We start from the raw sequence: 18,961 nt of genomic DNA, 5'->3' as shown, positions 1-18,961 counted from the left end.
GCTGCCGCGCTGGATCAGCTTGCCCAGCGCATGGCCGCCATACCAGCGGTCGGCCAAGGTGCGATTGACGATCGCCACCGGCTCGCCGCCGCGCACGTCGGTGGCGGCGAATGCGCGCCCTTCGCGCACGGCGATGCCGAACAGATCGAAGTAATGCTCGTCGACCGCGTGGAACTGCGCGTTGTCGTCCTCGCCGCCCGGCGGATGCAACCCGCCCAGGTTGAACTGGTCGCGCCAGGGTCCGCCCGGCAGGTTGGTGGTGGCGGTGACCGCGATGACGCCCGGCGACCGCTGCAGCCGCTCGACCAGCCGCTGCGACAACTGGCCGACCGCCGCCGCGTCGGGATACAACGCCTTGATCGGCGCCAGCTCGAACGTGACGATGCCCTGCGTGCGATAGCCGAGTTGCACGCGGCTGGCGTCCAGCAGCGCATGCGCGAACAGGCCGCAGGCGCACAGCAACGCGGTGGCCAGCGCCACCTGGGCCATCACCAGCACACGACCCAGCCGCCCGCTGCGCCGGCCCAGCCCGCTGCGGCCGCCCTCGCGCAGATCGTCCATCGCGAGCGCATCGCGGCGGCGCAGGCTGGCGGCTGCGCTCAGCAGCGCGCCCAGCACACCGACGGCTCCGGCGAACAACCACGCCATCGCTCCCGGGTACAGGCCGTCCGCCTGCCAGTCCGGCGGCATGAAGCTCTGCAGCGCGCCCAGCGCGACCGCCGCCAGGCCCAACCCGGCCAGCGCGCCGAGCACGCCGACCAGCAAACCCTCGGCCAGCACCGGCAGGGCCAGCCGCCAGGCCGAAGCGCCCAGCGCGCCGCGGACCGCACCGTCGTGCCGGCGCGACAGCGCCCTCAGCAACATCAGGTTGGTCAGGTTGACCAGCGCGATCAGCAGCACCACCAGCGCGCATCCCGTGAACAGGGCGAGCGGTGCCTGCTCCTCGGCATGGCGGAAGGCGTGCAGGTCCTGCACGCCGAAATGCCGGCCGCGCCACCAGTCGCCGTAGGAGCCGGCGGCCTGTGCGTAGAACGCGCGCAGCCGTGCGTCCACCTGCGCGGCGACGCTGCGCTTCGCCGTCGGCGATCGCAGCCGCGCCACGGCCTCGTAGTTGGTGCCGTCGGAACGGCTGTTGGCGGGCATCGCCAGCGGCAGCACCACGTCGCCCTCGGCGTCGAAGCCGGACGGCAGCACGCCGACGATGGCGTGCGGCACGCCCTCGACCAGCAGGCTCTTGCCAAGCACGGACGCGTCGCCGCCGAAGCGGCGCTGCCACAGACCATACGAGAGCATCGCGACCGCCGGCCCGTGCGGCGTGTCTTCCTCGGCGCTGAAGTTGCGCCCGAGCAGCGGACGCACGCCCAGCGTGGGCAGCAGGTCGTGATCGATCTGCAGCGAGGAGGCAAGCACCGGCTCGCCGTGGCCGGAGATGTTCACCGAGGGCGCCCCGGGCATGTAGAGGCCCATCCTGCTGACGCCGTCGAGCCCCCGCAGTTGCTGGTACTGCTGCGGGGAAATCCCGGTGACGTCGGCACCTTCCAGCGGCCCCACCGCCACCAGTTGCCCGGGCTGGTCGTAGGGCAGCGGCTTGAGCAGCACGCGGTCGATCAGGCTGAACACCGCCACGCTCGAGCCCACGCCGAGCGCGAGCACGCCCGAGGCGAGCAGCAGGAAACCGGGGCGGCGCAGGCTGGCGCGCCAGGTGCGCCAGATTTCGGCAAGCCAGATGGTCATGGGAACACCCTTCGCAGATCGGGTTTGCATGCTCAGTCGCCTCGCAGGGCGCCCATCGGCGCGGTCCGTGCCGCCCGCAGGGCCGGGCCCATGCAGGCCAGCAATCCGGCGGTGGCCAGCGCCGCGCAGACACCGGCCAGCGCGAGCGGATCGACGACGCTGCGGCCGATCTCCAGCAGCACGGCACGCAACACCTGCGACAGGGCCAGGGTGATGCCGATGCCAAGCAGCAGGCCGGTGGCGATCTGCCGCAGCCCGCCGCGCAGCACCAGCCCGACCATGCCCAGCGGCGGCGCGCCCATCGCCATGCGCACGGCGAACTCGCGCCGGCGGGCCGCGACGGCGACCGTCATCACCGCATACATCCCGGCCGCCGCCAGCCCCAGCGCCAGCAGCGCGAACAGGCCGATCAGGAACAGGTCTCGGCGCGTGTCGTCGGTGGTGGCGTGCACGACGGCATCCATCGCGCGCAGGTTGGCGATCGGCTGCTTCGGCGCCACCTCGGCGACGGCCGCATGGACGGCCTGGCGGTAGGTATCGGGGTCGCCCTGCACGCGCAGCGCAAAGCGCAGCGGCTGGAGCGAACGGAACACTTTCATGATGTGTTCGGGCACCTGCGCAAGCGGGAGATAGACAAACGCGTGCTTGTGGTTGTCCAGCGGGCCGAACTGCCGCGTGTCGCCGACCACGCCGACGATGCGCGCGGTCACCGAGCGGAACGCCGGATCCCCGGAGAGCGACTTGCCGACCGGGTAGCCGCTGTAGTCGTTGACCACGATCTGCTTGCCCAGCGCGTGCCCGCCATAGGCCTGCTCGGCCAGCGTGCGGTTCACGATGGCCACCGGCTCGCCGCCGGCCGTGTCCTCGCTGTCGAAGGCGCGCCCTTGGCGCAGGGCGATGCGGAATACCGAGAAATAATCCGCATTCACCCCGCGGATCTGCGGGCTGGACTTGAGGTAATCCTGCCCGACCGGATGGACGCCACCCATCTGGAACTGCTGCGCGACGTCGCCCGCGGGCAGGCCGTTGGTGACCGCGACCTGCGCGACGCCCGGCACGGCGCGCAGGCGCTGCACCAGCGCCCGCACCAGTTCCTGCGTGGAAGCGCTATCGGGGTGACTTGCCGCCACCGGCGCCAGGTCGAAGGTGAGCACGTGATCGCTGGAAAAGCCCAGCGGCGTGCGTGCGGCGTCGTAGAGCGTGTGCAGGAACAGGCCGGCTCCGCACAGCAGGCAGGTGGCCAGGCTCACTTGCGCCACCACCAGCCCCCGCCCGAGGCGGCCGCCACTGCGGCCCGGACTGCGGCCGCCTTCGTGCAGGGCTTCGCGCACCGAGGTGGAAGCGAACCCGCGCCATACGCCGAACAGCGCCGCCGCCAGTGCCCCGGCTATCGCGAGAACGAACCCCAGCGTCATTACTCCGGCCGGCACGCGCAGCACCTCGCCATGCGTCCAGTCCACCGGCACGTAGCGGCCGAACAGCGACAGACCGGCCACGGACAGGCCGATGCCGACGATGGCGCCGATGGCGCCGACCAGCACGCCCTCGGCGCAGGCCGGCACGGCCAGGCGCCATGCCGGCGCGCCCAGCGCACTGCGCACGGTGGCATCGTGCTGGCGCGACGCGGTGCGCAGCAGCATCACGTTGCCCAGGTTGACCAGCGCGATCAGCAACACGCACAGGGCGCTGGCCAGGAACAGCATCAGGGTGGGCCGTTGCCGCTGGTGCAGCATCGCGGGCAGCGGCTCCCCGGCGAAGTGGCGATGGCTCCAGAATTCGAGCTGTGGTCCGCCGAGCTGCTCGTACAGCGCATGCATGGCGGCGTCCACCCGCGCGCCCACCACGGCGGCGCTGCTTCCCCGGGCCAGCCGTGCGACTCCGATGTACATGCTGCCGTCGGCGTACGTATTCGCAGGCAGTGCGAGCGGCAGCATGAGGGCGCCCTCGCCGAACTGGTCGAAACTCGCGGGCAGCACGCCGACGATGGTCCTCGACACGCCCTCGACGACCAGGCTCTGGCCGATCACCGTGGGCGCGGCACCGTAGCGGCGGCGCCAGTAGCCTTCGGAAAGGATCACTGCCTGCGGTCCGCCCGGCCGATCCTCCTGCTCCGAGAAGCCACGGCCCAGCCGCATGTGCACACCGAGCGTGAGCAACAGGCCCCGGTCGGCAAGAACGGCATCGACCTGTTCGGGCTCACCGGCGCCGGCCACGTTGACCACCTGCAGTTCGTTCCGGATCAGTCCCATCGAGGCAATGCCGCCGACCGACTGCATGTGCTGGTATTGCTGGGGCGAGATTTCGCTTACTCCGCCCGGCTCGACCGGCCCGAGCGCGATCAATTGTCCGGCGTCGGCATAGGGCAAGGGCCGCAGCAGCACATGGTCGATCAACGCGAATACCGACACGCTGGCGCCGATGCCAAGCGCCAGCACGCCCGAGGCCAGCAGCAGGAAGCCGGGCCGGCGCAGGCTCGCGCGCCAGCTGCGCCAGATTTCGGTGAGCCAGATATTCATGCGTTCGCTCTCATTGAATGGTTCCTGTGCATCACATGGGTCACGGGTCATTGCGCAGGGCGCGCATGGGATGCACCCGTGCCGCGCGCATTGCAGGCAACAGGCAGGCCAGCAGGCCGGCCGCGAGCAGCACCACGCAGACACCGAGCAGCACGACCGGATCGAGCCCGTCGGCGCGACCGAGCAGTTCCATCAGCACCCTCGACAGGCCGTGCGCGGCGAACAGCACGCCGGCAACGCCCAGCGCCAGGCCGATGGCGAGCTGCCGCAGGCCGCCGCGCAGGACCAGGCCGAGCAGACGCGACGGCGATGCCCCCAGTGCGGTGCGCACGCCCAGCTCGCGCTCGCGCGCCGCCACCGCGACCGCCATCACCGCGTACATCCCCGCGCCGGCGAGCAGCAGTGCCAGCGCGGCGAACAGGCCGACCAGCCACAGGCTGAGGCGGGCGTCACGCGTCGTCTCATTGACGATGCTGTCCATCGAACGCAGGTTGGCGATCGGTTGTGTCGGCGCGACTTCGGCCACCGCTGCGAGGATGGCTGAACGCCACTGCATCGGATCGCCATGGCCGCGCACGGCGAAACGCAACGGTTCGAAGCTGCGGAACACCGTCATCAGCGGCGCCGGCATCTGCGCCAGCGGCACGTAGAGCACCCTGTCCTGCGGAAACAGCGGGCCTTCCTGGTAGGTGTCGCCGACCACGCCGACGATGCGCAGCACCCAGCTCCGGCCGTTGCCGCCATCCACCCGCACCTGCTTGCCCAGCGCATGGCCGCCGTCGATCCGCTCGGCGAGGTTGCGGCTGACCACGGCGACCAGTTCCCTGCCGCTCGCGTCGTCGCGGTCGAACGTGCGCCCTTCGCGCAGCGGGATCGAGAACAGCCCGAAGAATCCGGGATCGACGCCGTGGTACTGAACGTTGGGCTTGGTGCCGTCCGGCAGGCCGACGTTGATGTTGAGCTGCCCCGAGATGCCGACGCTGCTGGGCAGGTTGGTGGTCACGGCGGCGCCGGTGGCGCCGGGGAGATCGCTCAAACGTTCCACCAGCCGCTCCGCCAGCGAGTTCACCGCTGCGGCATCCGGGTAGTCCGCCTTTACCGGCGCCAGTTCGAAGGTGAGGATGTTCCCGCCGAAACCCAGCGGCAGCCGCGCGGCGTCGTACAACGCGTGCATGAACAGGCCGGCCGCGCACAGCAGGGCCACCGCCAGCGTCACCTGCGCGACCACCAGGGCGCGGCCGAGCCGGCCGGCGCGTGCGCCGATGCCGCTGCGCCCGCCTTCGCGCAGTTCCTCCAGCGCGCCCTTGCGGCGGCTGCGCCATACGGCCAGCAGCGCGGCAACCGAAGCACCGCACAGTCCCGCGCCGAAGGCCAGCAGCCACGCCACGGCGCCGACCCGCAGTTGGCCGTCCGGCAGCCACTCGGTGGGCACGAAGGCCTGCAGCGAAGCCAGTCCCGCCATCGCCAGCAGCATGCCGAGCAGCGCGCCGCACCCCCCGACCAGCAGTCCCTCGCCCAGCGCCGGCAGCACCAGCCGCAACAGCGGCGCGCCCAGTGCGTTGCGTACGGCAGCATCGTGGCTGCGCGACAGCGCGCGCAGCAGCATCAGGTTGGTCAGGTTCACCAGCGCGATCAGCAGCACGAAGCAACCGCTGGCCAGGAATAGCATCAACGTCGAGCGCACGTCCTGGTGCTTCCACGCCGCGAAGTCCTCCGCGCCGTAGCGGTCGTCCGACTCCTTCTCCTCGCCCATCGCCCGATACATCGTCCTGAGCCGCGCGTCGATCTGCGCCGACACCGCAGCGATGGAAGTACCGGGAGACAGGCGCGCGACGCCCAGGTAGTTCGCCGCGTCCTGCCGGCTGTCGGACGGCAATGCCAGCGGCAACACCAGGTCACCTGCGCCCGTCACTGCCTGGAACGTGGGCGGCAGCACGCCGACGATGGTGTGGGAGACACTCTCGATCGAGAGACTGCGCCCGACCACGCCGGGGTCGCTGCCGTAATGACGTTGCCAGAAACCGTAGCCGAGCAGCACCGCAGGCGGCCCGCCCGGCCGATCCTCGTCGGCGCTGAAATTGCGGCCGAGCATCGGGCGCAGTCCGAGCGCAGGCAGCAGCCCGCGATCGGCATGGATCGCCGGCACCTGTTCCGCCGCGCCCGCCTCGGTGACGTTCGCCACCACGTCGACCTGGTACATCCCGACCGAGCGGACGCCGTCCAGCGAGGCCAGATGGCGGTACTGCAGCGGCGAGATGAAACGCACGTGCTCACCCCGCAGGTCGCCGATCGCCGCCAGCCGCGTGGGCTGCGGCACCAGCAGCGGGCGCAGCAGCGTGGCGTCGATCAGCGCGAACACCGCCACGCTGGCGCCCACACCCAGCGCCAGCACGCCGCTGGCCAGCAGCAGGAAGCCCGGCTTGCGCAGGCTGGCGCGCCAGGCGTGCCAGATTTCGGCGAGCCATACGTTCATGGCCTGGCCTCCAGGTGCGGACGGAGATTCGCTTTCGTGCGCGAGTTCATTTCGCTACTCCCCGCGCAACGCGCGCATCGGTGGCACCCGCCCGGCACGCACGGCCGGCAGCAGGCAGGCGAGCAGGCCGAAGGCCAGCAGCAGCACGCATACGCTGCCGGCCACCCAGGGGCCGAACGCGGCGTGCGAGTCGAGCTGTGCGAACGAGGCCTCGAACAGGCGCGGGAACGCCGCGGCGAGCAGCATGCCCACCGCCAGGCCGGTGAATATCTGGGCGAGGCCGCTGTGCAGCACCAGCGTGGCGAGCCGCGCCGGTGGCGCACCCAACGCCGAACGCACACCCATCTCGTGCTCGCGGGCCGCCACCGCGACGGCCATCACCGCATACAGGCCAACGCAGGCCAGCAGCAGCGCGAGCACCGCGAACGTGCCGCAGATCCACATGCCGGTGAGCGCGCCGCCGGAGGACATGTCGGCCACGATCGACTGCATGCTGCGGAGCCTGTCGACCGGCTGCTGCGGCGCCACCGCCGCGACCGCGTCGACGAGCGCCTTGCGGTAGTCGTCCGGATTGCCGCGCACGCGCAGCGCCAGGTGCATCGGGTGGACGTCGCGGAAGCGGGCCAGCAGAGCATCCGGCATCTGCCCCAGCGGCAGGTACAGCTCGCCGCCGCGCTGCCTGCCGTCCCTCGGTCCGGTGTCGGCAACCACGCCGACGATGCGTGCCTGCCATGGCTGGCCGGAAGCGCCCGCGTCGTCCAATGCGATGCGCTGGCCGAGCGCCTGCCCGCCGTACAGCCGCTCGGCCAGGGTGCGATCGACGATCGCCACCGGCTCGCTGCCGCGGACATCACTCGCGTCGAACAGCCGGCCGCGTTGCGGATGGATGCCGAACAGCGGGAGGTAACCGGCCTCGATGCCGTGGAAACGCACGCTGACCGGCTCTTCGCCGGGCGCATGCGCGCCGACGAAGAACCTCCCGAAGAAATCGCCGACGGGAAGCCCGGTCGCCATCGTGGCGTCCTGCACGCCCGGGATCTGGCGCAGGCGCTGCAACAGGCGCTGCGATATCGCATTCACGGCCGCCGCGTCCGGGTAGTCGGCGCGCACCGGCGACAGTTCCGCGGTCAGCACGTCCCGGTCGTCGAAGCCCCAGCGCGCGTGCGCGCCGTCCCAGAACTGGCGCAGGAACATGCCGCATGCGCACAGCAGCACCACGGTCAGCGTCACCTGCGCCACCACCAGCGTGCGTCCGAGCCGGCCGCGGTGCCGCCCGATGCCGCTGCGGCCGCCTTCGCGCAACTGGTCGAACGAGGCGATCGCACGTGCGCGCCAGGCACCCGCAGCAGCGCACGCCAGGGTTCCCGCCAGTGCCACCAGCATGGCCAGCGCCAGGGTGTGCGTGCCCAGGTGCAGCTCGCCGCCGGTCATCTGCGGCGGAATGATGCTTCCCAGCGCGCGCAGGTCCGACGACGCCAGCAACACGCCCAGGCCGGCGCCGAGCAGGCCGACCAGCAGGCCTTCGGCCAGCACCGGCAGGCGAAGGCGCAGGCGCGACGCGCCCAGCGCGCCGCGCACCGCCATCTCGTGGTGGCGTGCCAGCGCACGCAGCAGCATCAGGTTGGCCAGGTTGACCAGCGCCACCAGCAGCACCAGCAGCGCGCTGGCCTGGAACAGCACGAGCACGTGGCCGAACTGGGCGTGCAGGGTATCGGCATAGCCGGTGGCGCCGAAGCGCGGATGCTCGCCGCCGTGCACACCGGACTGCATGCGCAGCGCCTGCAGCCGCGCATCGACCTGTGCGCCCACGGTGGACATCGCCACCCCGTCGGCCAGGCGCGCCACCGCCAGGTAGAGGCCGCCGTTGCCGCGCCCATCCGGCGACAGCGCCGCCGGCAGCATGATGTCGCCGCTGGTGCCGGCAACGTCGAAGCGCTCCGGCAGCACGCCGATGATCGTGTAGGGCGTGCCTTCCACCTCGAGCGTGCGGCCGACCGCATGCGGATCGGCGCCATAGCGGGCCTTCCAGAAATGGTGGGCGAGCAGCAGCACGCGCGGACCGCCCGGGCTGTCCTCGCGGGCGCTGAAGTTGCGCCCGAGCACGGGATCCAGGCCCATCGTCGGCAACAGCGCGCGGTCGGCATAGGTGACCACCGCGCGCTGCGGCGCGCCGTGGTCGACGATGTTGATCCGCGGCGTGGCGAACGCGAGCAGACCGATCGAGCGCACCCCATCGATCTTTCCGAGCGCCCTGTATTCGCGCGCGGAGATCAGCGTCGGTTGTCCGGGCACCACGCGGCCCAGCGCCACCAGTTGCGACGGCTGCGGCAGCGGCAGGGCCCGCAGCAGCACCTGGTCGAGCAGGCCGAACGCCGTGGCGCTGGCGCCGACACCCAGCGCCAGCACGCCCGAGGCCAGCAGCAGGAAGCCGGGTCGGCGCAGGCTCGCGCGCCAGCTGCGCCAGATTTCGGCAAGCCAGATGTTCACGCACCCATCTCGATGCGGTTGCCGATCAGCGCGTCCAGGCGTTGCTCGTCCTCGCGACGCAGGCGGTGGAAGGTTTCCTCGTCGACCACGCGGCCGTCGAACAGGCGGATCTTGCGCTGCGCCAGTTCCGCGTAGCGCGCGTCGTGGGTGACCATGCAGATGGTGGCGCCGCCCTTGTGCAACTCGTCCAGCAGCGCCATCACCGCCTCGCCGTTGCGCGAGTCGAGGTTGCCGGTAGGTTCGTCGGCGAGCAGGATCGCCGGCTTGCCGACCAGCGCGCGCGCCACCGCCACGCGCTGCTGCTGGCCGCCGGAGAGCTGCGCCGGGTAATGGCGCATGCGGTGCGACATGCCCACGCGCTCCAGTGCTTCCTGCACGCGCGCGCGCCGCTCGGTCGCGCCGATGCCGCTGCGGTAGGTCAGCGGCAGCTCGACGTTCTCGAACACCGAAAGGTCGCCGATCAGGTTGAACGCCTGGAAGATGAAGCCGATCTCGGCGTTGCGGATGCGCGCGCGCTCGGCCGCGTTGAGCGCGGCGACGTCGTGGCCGTTGAGCACGTAGCGGCCGTCGCTGGCGGTGTCGAGCAGGCCCAGGATGGAGAGCAGCGTGGTCTTGCCGCAGCCGGACGGGCCGGAGATCGACACGTACTCGCCGCGTGCGATGGTCAGATGCACGTCGGACAGTGCGTGGGTTTCCACCTCGTCGGTCTGGAAGATCTTGCGAATGCTGTCGAGGGTGATGACGTCGGTGTGGGTGTTCATCGGTTCTCCCGGAAATACGTTTTCATGGCAGGCCGGGTCGACCCGGTCCTGCGCGTTCCTTTCTGTTCGGTGCGTCTATTCGATGCGGATGCGGTCATAGCCGTCCCACTGGCTGGTGTCGGAAAGAATCACCCGGTCGCCGGCCTTCAGGCCGCGCAGCACCTGCACGCGGTCGACCGAGGCTGCGCCGACGCGCACCGGCACGCGCGTGGCCGTGTCGCCGCCGGCGTCCAGGCGGAACAGGCTGAGGTCGCCGTCGGCCTTGGCCAGGGCCGGGCGGCCGACCGAGAGTACGTTGTCCAGCCGCGCGATGCGGATGCGGCCGTCCACCGAGAGATCCGGGCGGGCGCCGGGCGGCAGCCTGCCGTCCAGCGCCACGTCCACCTGCACGCTGCCGTTGCGCACGGCCGGATCGATCCGCTCGACCCGGCCCTGCACCACGCCGTTGTGCGTGTCCACGCCGACCGGCATGCCCATCGCCACGTCCTTGGCCTGCACCTCGGGCACCTGCAGGCGCGCGATCAGCACGTCCGGCCGCGCCACGCGCGCCAGGTTGGCGCCTTCGGCGACGCGCGCGCCTTCCTGCACCGCCACTTCCTGCAGTACGCCGTCGATGCCGGCGGTGACGTTCAGCGCATCGGCCTGGCGCTGGCGCAGCACCAGGTTGCTGCGCTGCTGCTGCGCGCGCGCCTGCGCGGCATCCATCTGCGCCTTCATGCTGCCGGCGAAGCTGTCGACGCGCTCCTGCTCGATCTGCATGCGCGACTTGAGCTGCTTCAGGGCGATCAGGCCCTGCTCGTACTGCACGCGCGGGATCAGGTCCTTCTGCACCGCCTTGGCGTCGGCCTGCGCCTTGACCTCGGCCTGGGCGTAGTCGGACTGCGCCTGGGCCAGCGCGGCGCGTTCGTCCAGCAACTGCGAGTGCAGCTCGGCACGCTTGGCGGCGACCTCGGCCTCGGCGGCGGCGAGCTGCGCCTGCGCGTTGCGCAGCGCGTCCTCGACTTCCGGATTGGCCAGGCGCATCAGCACGGTGCCGGGTTTCACCGTGGCACCGGGCCAGACCAGGATCTCCTGCACCTGCGCGGAGGTAGCCGCGGCGAGCCAGCGGCTGGAACGGGGCACCAGCGTGCCGGTGGCGCGCACCTCCTGCAGCATGTCGCCCCGTTGCACGGCGTCGATCCACAGGCTGGAACGGTCGGCGGTCGGCAGCGCCGGCCCCAGCCGCAGGATGACGATGGCCAGCGCCACGAGCACGAGGGACCCGGCGGCGATGGCCCAGCGCAGGCGGCGGCGCTTGCGGAGCTTCAGGGCAGTGTTGGCGATATCCATGCAGGACTGTTGGCAACAGGCGTGCCAACCGCAGGAACCGCATGGCATGGCGGGTTCCCGCCCGCGGCGGCACCCCGGCCGTCCGCTTTCGGATGGCGGGCATCCGCGGGCGGACGGCCCGGTACGCGCCGCTTGCCCCTGCCCTCAGCCGGTGTTCTGCAGGCCCTGCGAGACGCCGTTGACGCAGGCGACCAGCGCGCGCAGCAGCGCCTCGTCCTCGCTGCCGCCGGCACGCCAGCGGGCCAGCAGGTCGACGGTCAGCAGGCTCATCGGGTCGACGTACGGATTGCGCAGGCGGATCGAGACCGCCAGCCGCGGGTTGTCGGCCAGCAGCGCATCGCCGCCCTTGAGCCTGAGCAGCCAGCGGCGGGTGCGCTCGAACTCCTCGCGGACGAGCGCGAAGAACGGTGCGTGCAGGTCGCCGGACAGGCGCGAGAACGCCTCGGCGATGTCCAGGTCGCACTTGGCCAGCACCATCGCCACGTCGTCCAGCGCGTTGGCGAGGAACGGCCAGTCGCGCGCCATCTCGGCCATCGCCTGCTCGCCGAACTCGGCGGCGCCCTGCTCCAGTGCGGATCCGAGCCCGTACCAGCCGGTGATGATCGAGCGGCACTGGGTCCAGGCGAACACCCACGGGATCGCGCGCAGGTCCTGCACGCCGCGCATGCTGCGCCGGCTGGCCGGGCGCGAGCCCAGGGTCATGCGCTCGACCACGTCGATCGGCGTGGCGGTGCGGAAGTACTCGACGAAGCCTTCGCGTTCGACCAGTGCGCGGTAATGCCGGCGGCTGTGCGCGGCGAGCGCCTCCATGCGTTCGCGCCAGGCCGCCTCGCGCGCCTCGTGCGCACGCGGGCGCAGCGAGGCGCGCAGCACGGCGCTGACGGTCTGCTCCAGGTTGCGCAGCGCCAGCGCGCGGATGCCGTACTTGCGATGGATCACCTCGCCCTGCTCGGTCACGCGCAGCACGCCGGCGACCGAGCCGCGCGGCGAGGACATCAGCGCCGGCGCCATGCGCCCGCCGCCGCGGCTGGCCGAACCACCGCGGCCGTGGAAGAAGGCCAGGCGGATGCCGGCCTGCTTCGCCACCTGCAGCAGCTCGACCTGGGCGCGCTGCAACGCCCAGCGCGAGGCCAGCGTGCCGCCGTCCTTGCCGCTGTCGGAATAGCCCAGCATCACCCACTGGCGGTCGCCGCGGGAGCGCAGGTGGGCGCGGTAGACCGGGTCGTCGAGCAGCGCGCGCAGCGTGGCCGGCGCGTGGACGAGATCGTCGATGGTTTCGAACAGCGGCGCGATGTCCAGCGGCACGCTCTGGTCCCTCTCCCCTCCGGGGAGAGGGTGGCCCGAAGGGCCGGATGAGGGGCCGGGGCTCGCGGAGGAGCCGGCAGATGCGGGCTCCTCATTGGCGGCTCCCCGCAAGAGCGGCCCCTCACCCCAGCCCTCTCCCCGAAGGGGAGAGGGAGCAGGTTGCGCAAGGCCGCCATATCGGGCGAGCGCGAGCACCGCAAGCACGTCGGCGGCGGAGCGGGCCATGCTGATCACGTAGAGGCCTGTGGCTTCGGCGCCGTAGCGCGCGCGTGCATCGCGCATGGTGCTGAAGACATCGCGCAGGGCGGTGACCGTAGCATCCGCGCAGGATCCGAAGGCCGCATCTCCACCGGCGTAGGGCTGCAGCCGCGACGCACGATCGGCCTCGTCGCGGCCCGACCAGGCGTCGTCGCCCAGCAGCGCGGCGAGCGCGTCGTCGTGCACGCGCGAATCCTGCCGCACGTCCAGCCGCGCCAGGTGGAAACCGAAGGTGCGCACGCGCCAGATCAGTCGCCGCACGGCGTAGGCGCCGGCGTGCAGGCCGCAGTGGGCGAGCAGGCTGCGGTCGATCCGTTGCAGGTCGTCGAGCAGCTCCGCGGGCGAGGCATAGCCTTCGGCATGCTCGTTCTCGCCGCTCGCCTCCAGCCGCGCGCCGATCAGGGTGAGCAGGCAGCGGTAGGGCATGTCCGCATGGCGCGGACGGATGCGCGCGGCGGCCTGCGGGAAACGTTCGCGGTAGTCGGCCAGGCGCGACACCAGTTCGGCATCGACCGCCACCCGCCCTTCGGTCTGGCTGAGCAGGCGCGCCAGAGCGGCGACGTCGGCGACGTAGTGCTCCAGCACGTGCGCGCGCTGGGTGGCCAGGCTGGCGGCGATGGTGTCGGCGCCGACGTTGGGATTGCCGTCCATGTCGCCGCCGACCCAGCTGGCGAAGCCGAGCAGGCGCGGCAGCGGCGCGGCCACGCCGTAGACCGACTGCAGCGCGTCGGCGAGCGACTCATACAGCGCCGGCACGATGCGGTAGACCGGGTTGGCCAGGTAGAAGCCGACGTGGTGGTGCTCGTCCCGCACGGTGGGGCGCACCGGCGAAGCCTCCGCGGTCTGCCAGCCGGTGGAGAGCGCCATGTAGATGCGGTCCTCGTCCTCGGCGCGTTCCTGCGGCGTGCGGCCCGGGTCGAAGCCGTCGACCAGCGCGCGCACGATCGCCTGCTCCTTCTCCAGCAGCGAGCGGCGTACCGCCTCGGTGGGATGGGCGGTGAACACCGGCTCGATCCACAGCCGCGCGAGCCAGTCCAGCAGTTCCTCGGCGCCGACGCCTTCGGCCTTGAGCCGGCCCAGCACGTCCAGCAGCGATTCGGGCTGCGGCGCGCTGCCTTCGCGCTGGTAATCGCGGCGGCGGCGGATGCGGTGCACGCGCTCGGCGGTGTTCACCGCCTGGAAGTAGGTGGCGAAGGCGCGCGCCAGCGCCTCGGCTTCGCCCGTGTGCAGACCGTCGAGCGTGCCGGACAGCGCGGCCGGCGGCTCGCCTTCGCGACGCCGCCGGATCGCCGCCTGGCGCACCGTTTCCACGCGCTGGAAGAACGCCTCGCCACCCTGTTCGGCCAGCATCCGCCCGACCAGCCGGCCGAGCTTGCCGACGTCTTCGCGCAGGGGACCATCATGCGGCAGGTAGTCGGCGTCGCGGCTGGCTTCCATGGGGATCCTCCGGTGGGCGTCGGGGAAGACTACCGCAGGATGATGCAGTGCAACACGATCAACGGCGCGAGAGGGTTTCGTGCACGGGCGCACGGACCTGCCGTCGCGCCTGCATGGACGCGGCGGCGCGTTATAATGCGTCCCTTTCGTGCCCACCGAGGGGCGCTGCGACCGTCGTGCGACGGCCAGGCTCGGCGGACATGTGCAGCAACGGCGCTCACCCATGCGGACCTTCGCCCGCAATGGCGAAGGTTCCCCAAAGAACCGGAGACAAGCATGAACGCCGCCATCCAGGCCCATCCGAACCACGACTACAAGATCCGCGATATCTCCCTGGCCGATTTCGGCCGCAAGGAGCTGGACATCGCCGAGCACGAGATGCCCGGCCTGATGTCGATCCGCCGCAAGTACGCCCCGCAGGCCCCGCTCAAGGGCGTGCGCGTGACCGGCTCGCTGCACATGACCATCCAGACCGCGGTGCTGATCGAAACGCTCAAGGACATCGGCGCCGACGTGCGCTGGGCCTCGTGCAACATCTTCTCGACACAGGACCATGCCGCCGCGGCGATCGCCGCCACCGGCACGCCGGTGTTCGCCTGGAAGGGCGAGACGCTGGAGGAGTACTGGGACTGCACGCTCGACGCCTTGAGCTTCCCCGACGGCAAGGGCGGTTTCCTCGGTCCCCAGCTGGTGGTCGACGACGGCGGCGACGTCACGTTGCTGATCCACAAGGGCTACGAGCTCGAGAACGGCAGCGACTGGGTGAACACCGCCTCGGGCAGCCACGAGGAGCAGGTGATCAAGAACCTGCTCAAGCGCGTGCACAAGGAGCGCCCGGGCTACTGGCACACCGTGGTCAAGGACTGGAAGGGTGTCTCGGAAGAGACCACCACCGGCGTGCACCGCCTCTACCAGCTCGCGCAGGAAGGCAAGCTGCTGATCCCGGCGATCAACGTCAACGACTCGGTCACCAAGAGCAAGTTCGACAACCTGTACGGTTGCCGCGAGTCGCTGGCCGATGGCCTCAAGCGCGCGATGGACGTGATGCTGGCCGGCAAGGTCGCGGTGGTGTGCGGCTACGGCGACGTCGGCAAGGGCTGCGCGCATTCCTTGCGTGCCTACGGCGCGCGCGTGGTGGTCACCGAGATCGACCCGATCAACGCGCTGCAGGCGGCGATGGAAGGCTTCGAGGTCAACACCGTCGAGTCGACCCTGGGCCGCGGCGACATCTACGTCACCACCACCGGCAACAAGGACGTCATCCGCCTGGAGCACATGCAGGCGATGAAGGACCAGGCGATCGTCTGCAACATCGGCCACTTCGACAACGAGATCCAGGTCGATGCGCTGAACGCCTCGGGCGCCGAACGCCTCAACATCAAGCCGCAGGTGGACAAATACACGTTCAAGAACGGCAGCAGCATCTTCCTGCTGGCCGAAGGCCGCCTGGTGAACCTCGGCTGCGCCACCGGCCACCCGAGCTTCGTGATGTCCAACTCGTTCTCCAACCAGACGCTGGCGCAGATCGACCTGTGGGCGAACAAGGACCTGTACGAGCCGAAGGTCTACATCCTGCCCAAGAAGCTGGACGAGGAAGTGGCGCGCCTGCACCTTGAGAAGATCGGCGTGAAGCTGACCACGCTGACGACCGAGCAGGCCGCGTACCTCGGCGTGCCGGTGGAAGGGCCGTACAAGGCGGAGCATTACCGCTACTGAGCGATCCGCTCACCAACGAAGAGGGCCGCAGCGATGCGGCCCTTTTTCTTTGTTCGGCGACGCAGGCGGGTGCGCGAACACGCCACGCCGGCCAACGCGGGAAGTCCTTACCCGGACACGAGCGGGATTTCGATGTCGCATTCCAGGCCGGCTGGCGGATACCGGATCGAAGTCTTGCCATGCAGTTCCGCCTGGATGCCGCGTTCCAGCAGACGTGTGCCGAAGCCGTGGCGCTTCGGCGGCGTGACCGTCGGGCCATTCCGCTCCAGCCAACGCAGGTGAAGCATGCGTTGCGCCCCCGCCTTCTCGACGCTCCAGCCCACGTCCACACGGCCGCACGGGGTGGACAGGGCGCCGTACTTGGCCGCGTTGGTCGCAAGCTCGTGGATCGCCATGCAGAGCATCAGGCCTACACGCGGTGCGACGATCGTGTGGCTCCCATCGAGCGCGACGTTGGCCCTGCTGAGGTAGGGCGCGACGCAGGCCTTCAGCAGCTCGTGGAGTTCGGCATCCGCCCAACTGCGCCGGCTGAGCTGGTCGTGCGCCCTGCTCATCGCCAGGATGCGGCCCTCGACCGCATGCCGGAATTCCTCCACGTTGCGCGCGCTTTTCGCTGCCTGCACCACCACCGACTGCACCGAGGCCAGGGTGTTCTTCACGCGATGGTTGAGCTCGTCCAGCAGCAGCTTCTGCCGCTGCTCGGCCTCTTTGCGTTCGGTGATGTCCACCAGCATGTTGATCGCGCCCGTCAACCGGCCGGACGGATCCCGCAAGGGCGTCGGATAGGGCGTGAACCAGCGCCGCGTGCCGTCCGGGCGCTCAGCGATCGCTTCGTCACCGCGAACCGGGCGGCCTTCCTTCAGGGCGACCGCCATCGGGCACGCCTCGTGCGGCAACGACGAGCCGTCCGGATTGAGCAGGCGCCAGGTGACGCACCAGTGATTCCCGCTTTCGGGTCGCCGGCCGGCGAACTCGACGGCGGCTTCGTTGTAGAAGTCGATCCTGCCGTCCGCGTCGGTGGTGTAAATGGCCGCGGGAAGCGCCTGCAGCAATTGATGAAAGCGGTGCTCGGATTCGCGCACCCGTTCGAGGCTCTCCAGGGCCGCGCGGCCGGCGTCGTGCGCATCCAACAGCTTGACCGTCCGGTACGCGGCCGAGGCGAAGCGCGCCATGCTTTCGAGCTGGCGCAGGTCCTCGGCATCGAACCTGCGATGCGCGCTGTGGGCGATGACCCAGATCGTGCCCACCGCCTTGCCATCCACGTGGAAGGGCACCAGCAGTCCTTCCTCCGCGAGCGGTACCGCCTCGGCCAGATAGGGATAACGCTTTTCCCAGCGGGTGAAGAGCAGCGGCGCGTTGCGGTCGAGCACGTCGCCGCACGGTCCGAAGTCGCGCGGCGTACCGCCGCCCAGGTGCGGACTCCAGTCGCCCGCGATCGCGGCCCAATAGAAGGCGGAGCCATCGTTGGTGAGCAGGCTCATGCCGGCCGAATCGGCGTTCAGCACGTCCCGCGTCGTGTCGGCAAGCGTCTGGAGAATCGCCTGCGGCGCTTCGCCCAGGGCCTGCGCGAGCCTGGCGAGCGCGCGGTTTTCGCTCTCGTGGTCGGGCGCACGGTTCGGGCGTCGCCAGAGCTCGTCGGTCCTCAGGATGGCTTCCAGCGGCACCGTGCCGCAGGCCTCGCCAGGGCTCGTGGACGTGTATCCCGCGCGCGGCGGGGCCGCGATCGGCGCTTGCTCGCCGCTTGCGCTCGTCATTCCACTCGTCTCCAGTGACGGCAGGCGGTCGCGAGGATCACGCGCACCACGCGTATCTCTCCCGGCGGACCACGGCAGGCCAGACAGGAAGACTAGCATCCGCGCAACCTTGCGTTCCCGATGACCATTCGCGGCGCCCGAACGCATGAAGCCAGCGATGCGGTTTTCGTCCCCCCCAACCACTGCCGGCACGGAAGCGGGATGACGGCGATTTACACGCGCAGCAGCCGATGTTGCCTGCGGCCCGCTCTCTCGTCCGGCACCTGCGGGCGAGGGTTCGAGCGAGGTTGTCATTGATGTATCGCTTCATCGCGATAAACGTATAATGCCCGCCACAGCCCGCAGGAACCCACCGATGCCCGCCATCAGCTTCGAATTCTTCCCGCCCAAGACCGACGAGCAGCGCGCGCAGCTCGACCGCGCCGCGCAGGTGCTGAAGGCCTATGCGCCGGACTATGTCTCGGTGACCTTCGGCGCGGGCGGCTCCACGCTGAGCTACACCGGCGACACGGTCGCGCGGCTGCACGGCGAGCACGGCCTGGCGGTGGCGCCGCATCTGTCGTGCATGGGCGGCACGCGCGCGGAGATCGCCGCGTTGCTGGAGGGCTATCGCGCAGCCGGCTATCGCCGTATCGTGGCGCTGCGCGGAGATCTTCCCTCGGGCATGGCCTCGCCCGGCGATTTCCGCTACGCGGCCGAACTGGTGGCCTTCATCCGCGAGCATTCGGGCGGACATTTCCGCATCGAGGTGGCGGCCTATCCGGAAATCCATCCGCAGGCCGAAGACGCGCTGCGCGACCTGCATCACTTCAAGGCGAAGATCGATGCCGGTGCGGACGGCGCGATCACGCAGTACTTCTTCAACCCGGACGCCTACTTCCGCTTCGTCGACGACGTGCGTCGGCTGGGCGTCGACGTGCCGATCGTGCCGGGCATCATGCCGATCACCAACTTCAGCCAGTTGAAGCGCTTCTCCGACGCCTGCGGCGCAGAGATCCCGCGCTGGATCGCCAAGCGCATGCAGGCCCACGGCGATGACGCCGAGGCGATCCGCGCGCTCGGCGCCGAAGTGGTGGCGCAGTTGTGCCGGCGCCTGCTCGAAGGCGGCGCGCCGGGGCTGCATTTCTACACGCTGAACCGCGCCCGGGCGACACAAGCGGTGCTTGCGCAACTGCACTGAAGCGTTTGCAC

10 protein-coding genes and 1 riboswitch are annotated in these 18,961 nt (G+C 70.6%); of the genes, 2 read left to right on the top strand and 8 right to left on the bottom strand.

Annotated features, from left to right (window positions below; all coding sequences use genetic code 11):
* The 7 genes from AAIL17_RS14195 to AAIL17_RS14165 form a co-directional block, all read right to left on the bottom strand.
* Positions 1–1,734, bottom strand: a 1,734-nt coding sequence (locus AAIL17_RS14195) for an ABC transporter permease (RefSeq protein ID WP_424683505.1), incomplete at its 3' end; no start/stop codon positions are given.
* A gap of 32 nt (positions 1,735–1,766) precedes the next feature.
* Entirely contained in the window at positions 1,767–4,250 is a 2,484-nt protein-coding gene (locus AAIL17_RS14190) for an ABC transporter permease (RefSeq protein WP_424683504.1), read from the bottom strand.
* Between the two features lie 40 nt (positions 4,251–4,290).
* On the bottom strand, positions 4,291–6,723 hold the full coding sequence (locus tag AAIL17_RS14185) for an ADOP family duplicated permease (RefSeq protein ID WP_424683503.1): 2,433 nt from the start codon (positions 6,721–6,723) through the stop codon (positions 4,291–4,293).
* Between the two features lie 54 nt (positions 6,724–6,777).
* Positions 6,778–9,210, bottom strand: a complete 2,433-nt coding sequence (locus AAIL17_RS14180; RefSeq protein WP_424683502.1) for an ABC transporter permease — start codon at positions 9,208–9,210, stop codon at positions 6,778–6,780.
* Positions 9,207–9,971, bottom strand: a complete 765-nt coding sequence (locus tag AAIL17_RS14175; protein ID WP_424683501.1) for an ABC transporter ATP-binding protein — start codon at positions 9,969–9,971, stop codon at positions 9,207–9,209. Before AAIL17_RS14175 ends, AAIL17_RS14180 begins: the two co-directional genes overlap by 4 nt.
* Before the next feature lie 75 nt (positions 9,972–10,046).
* Positions 10,047–11,300, bottom strand: coding sequence for an efflux RND transporter periplasmic adaptor subunit (locus tag AAIL17_RS14170; RefSeq protein ID WP_424683500.1), 1,254 nt, complete (start codon positions 11,298–11,300; stop codon positions 10,047–10,049).
* Between the two features lie 144 nt (positions 11,301–11,444).
* On the bottom strand, positions 11,445–14,300 hold the full coding sequence (locus tag AAIL17_RS14165) for a phosphoenolpyruvate carboxylase (protein WP_424683499.1): 2,856 nt from the start codon (positions 14,298–14,300) through the stop codon (positions 11,445–11,447).
* A gap of 151 nt (positions 14,301–14,451) precedes the next feature.
* Positions 14,452–14,526: riboswitch (S-adenosyl-L-homocysteine riboswitch) on the top strand.
* A gap of 50 nt (positions 14,527–14,576) precedes the next feature.
* Here AAIL17_RS14165 and ahcY point away from each other — a divergent pair.
* Positions 14,577–16,016 (top strand): adenosylhomocysteinase, encoded by a 1,440-nt coding sequence (gene ahcY, locus AAIL17_RS14160; protein ID WP_424683498.1) that lies wholly within the window; start codon positions 14,577–14,579, stop codon positions 16,014–16,016.
* A 107-nt stretch (positions 16,017–16,123) separates the two neighbouring features.
* On the opposite strand, the gene AAIL17_RS14155 is transcribed toward ahcY, so the two are convergent.
* Positions 16,124–17,869 (bottom strand): sensor histidine kinase, encoded by a 1,746-nt coding sequence (locus AAIL17_RS14155; RefSeq protein WP_424683497.1) that lies wholly within the window; start codon positions 17,867–17,869, stop codon positions 16,124–16,126.
* A 256-nt stretch (positions 17,870–18,125) separates the two neighbouring features.
* On the opposite strand from AAIL17_RS14155, the gene metF reads away from it, so the two are divergent.
* The gene (gene metF / locus AAIL17_RS14150) at positions 18,126–18,950 is read left to right on the top strand and encodes a methylenetetrahydrofolate reductase [NAD(P)H] (protein ID WP_424683496.1); all 825 of its coding nucleotides are present in this window, start codon (positions 18,126–18,128) and stop codon (positions 18,948–18,950) included.
* Positions 18,951–18,961: the final 11 nt, after the last annotated feature.

Origin of the sequence: Frateuria sp. YIM B11624, assembly GCF_049727805.1 — a bacterium.
Taxonomy (GTDB): Bacteria; Pseudomonadota; Gammaproteobacteria; order Xanthomonadales; family Rhodanobacteraceae; genus Frateuria_A.
Note: the sequence above shows the minus strand (reverse complement) of the source record. Positions and strands in the feature narration are given on the sequence as shown.

Excerpts from the sequence above, each read along its gene's own strand:
- AAIL17_RS14190 (WP_424683504.1), bottom strand. The coding sequence starts at position 4,250 with ATGAATATCTGGCTCACCGAAATCTGGCGCAGCTGGCGCGCGAGCCTG.
- AAIL17_RS14185 (WP_424683503.1), bottom strand. The coding sequence starts at position 6,723 with ATGAACGTATGGCTCGCCGAAATCTGGCACGCCTGGCGCGCCAGCCTG.
- AAIL17_RS14175 (WP_424683501.1), bottom strand. The coding sequence starts at position 9,971 with ATGAACACCCACACCGACGTCATCACCCTCGACAGCATTCGCAAGATC.
- AAIL17_RS14170 (WP_424683500.1), bottom strand. The coding sequence starts at position 11,300 with ATGGATATCGCCAACACTGCCCTGAAGCTCCGCAAGCGCCGCCGCCTG.
- AAIL17_RS14165 (WP_424683499.1), bottom strand. The coding sequence starts at position 14,300 with ATGGAAGCCAGCCGCGACGCCGACTACCTGCCGCATGATGGTCCCCTG.
- ahcY (WP_424683498.1), top strand. The coding sequence starts at position 14,577 with ATGAACGCCGCCATCCAGGCCCATCCGAACCACGACTACAAGATCCGC.
- AAIL17_RS14155 (WP_424683497.1), bottom strand. The coding sequence starts at position 17,869 with ATGCTAGTCTTCCTGTCTGGCCTGCCGTGGTCCGCCGGGAGAGATACG.
- metF (WP_424683496.1), top strand. The coding sequence starts at position 18,126 with ATGCCCGCCATCAGCTTCGAATTCTTCCCGCCCAAGACCGACGAGCAG.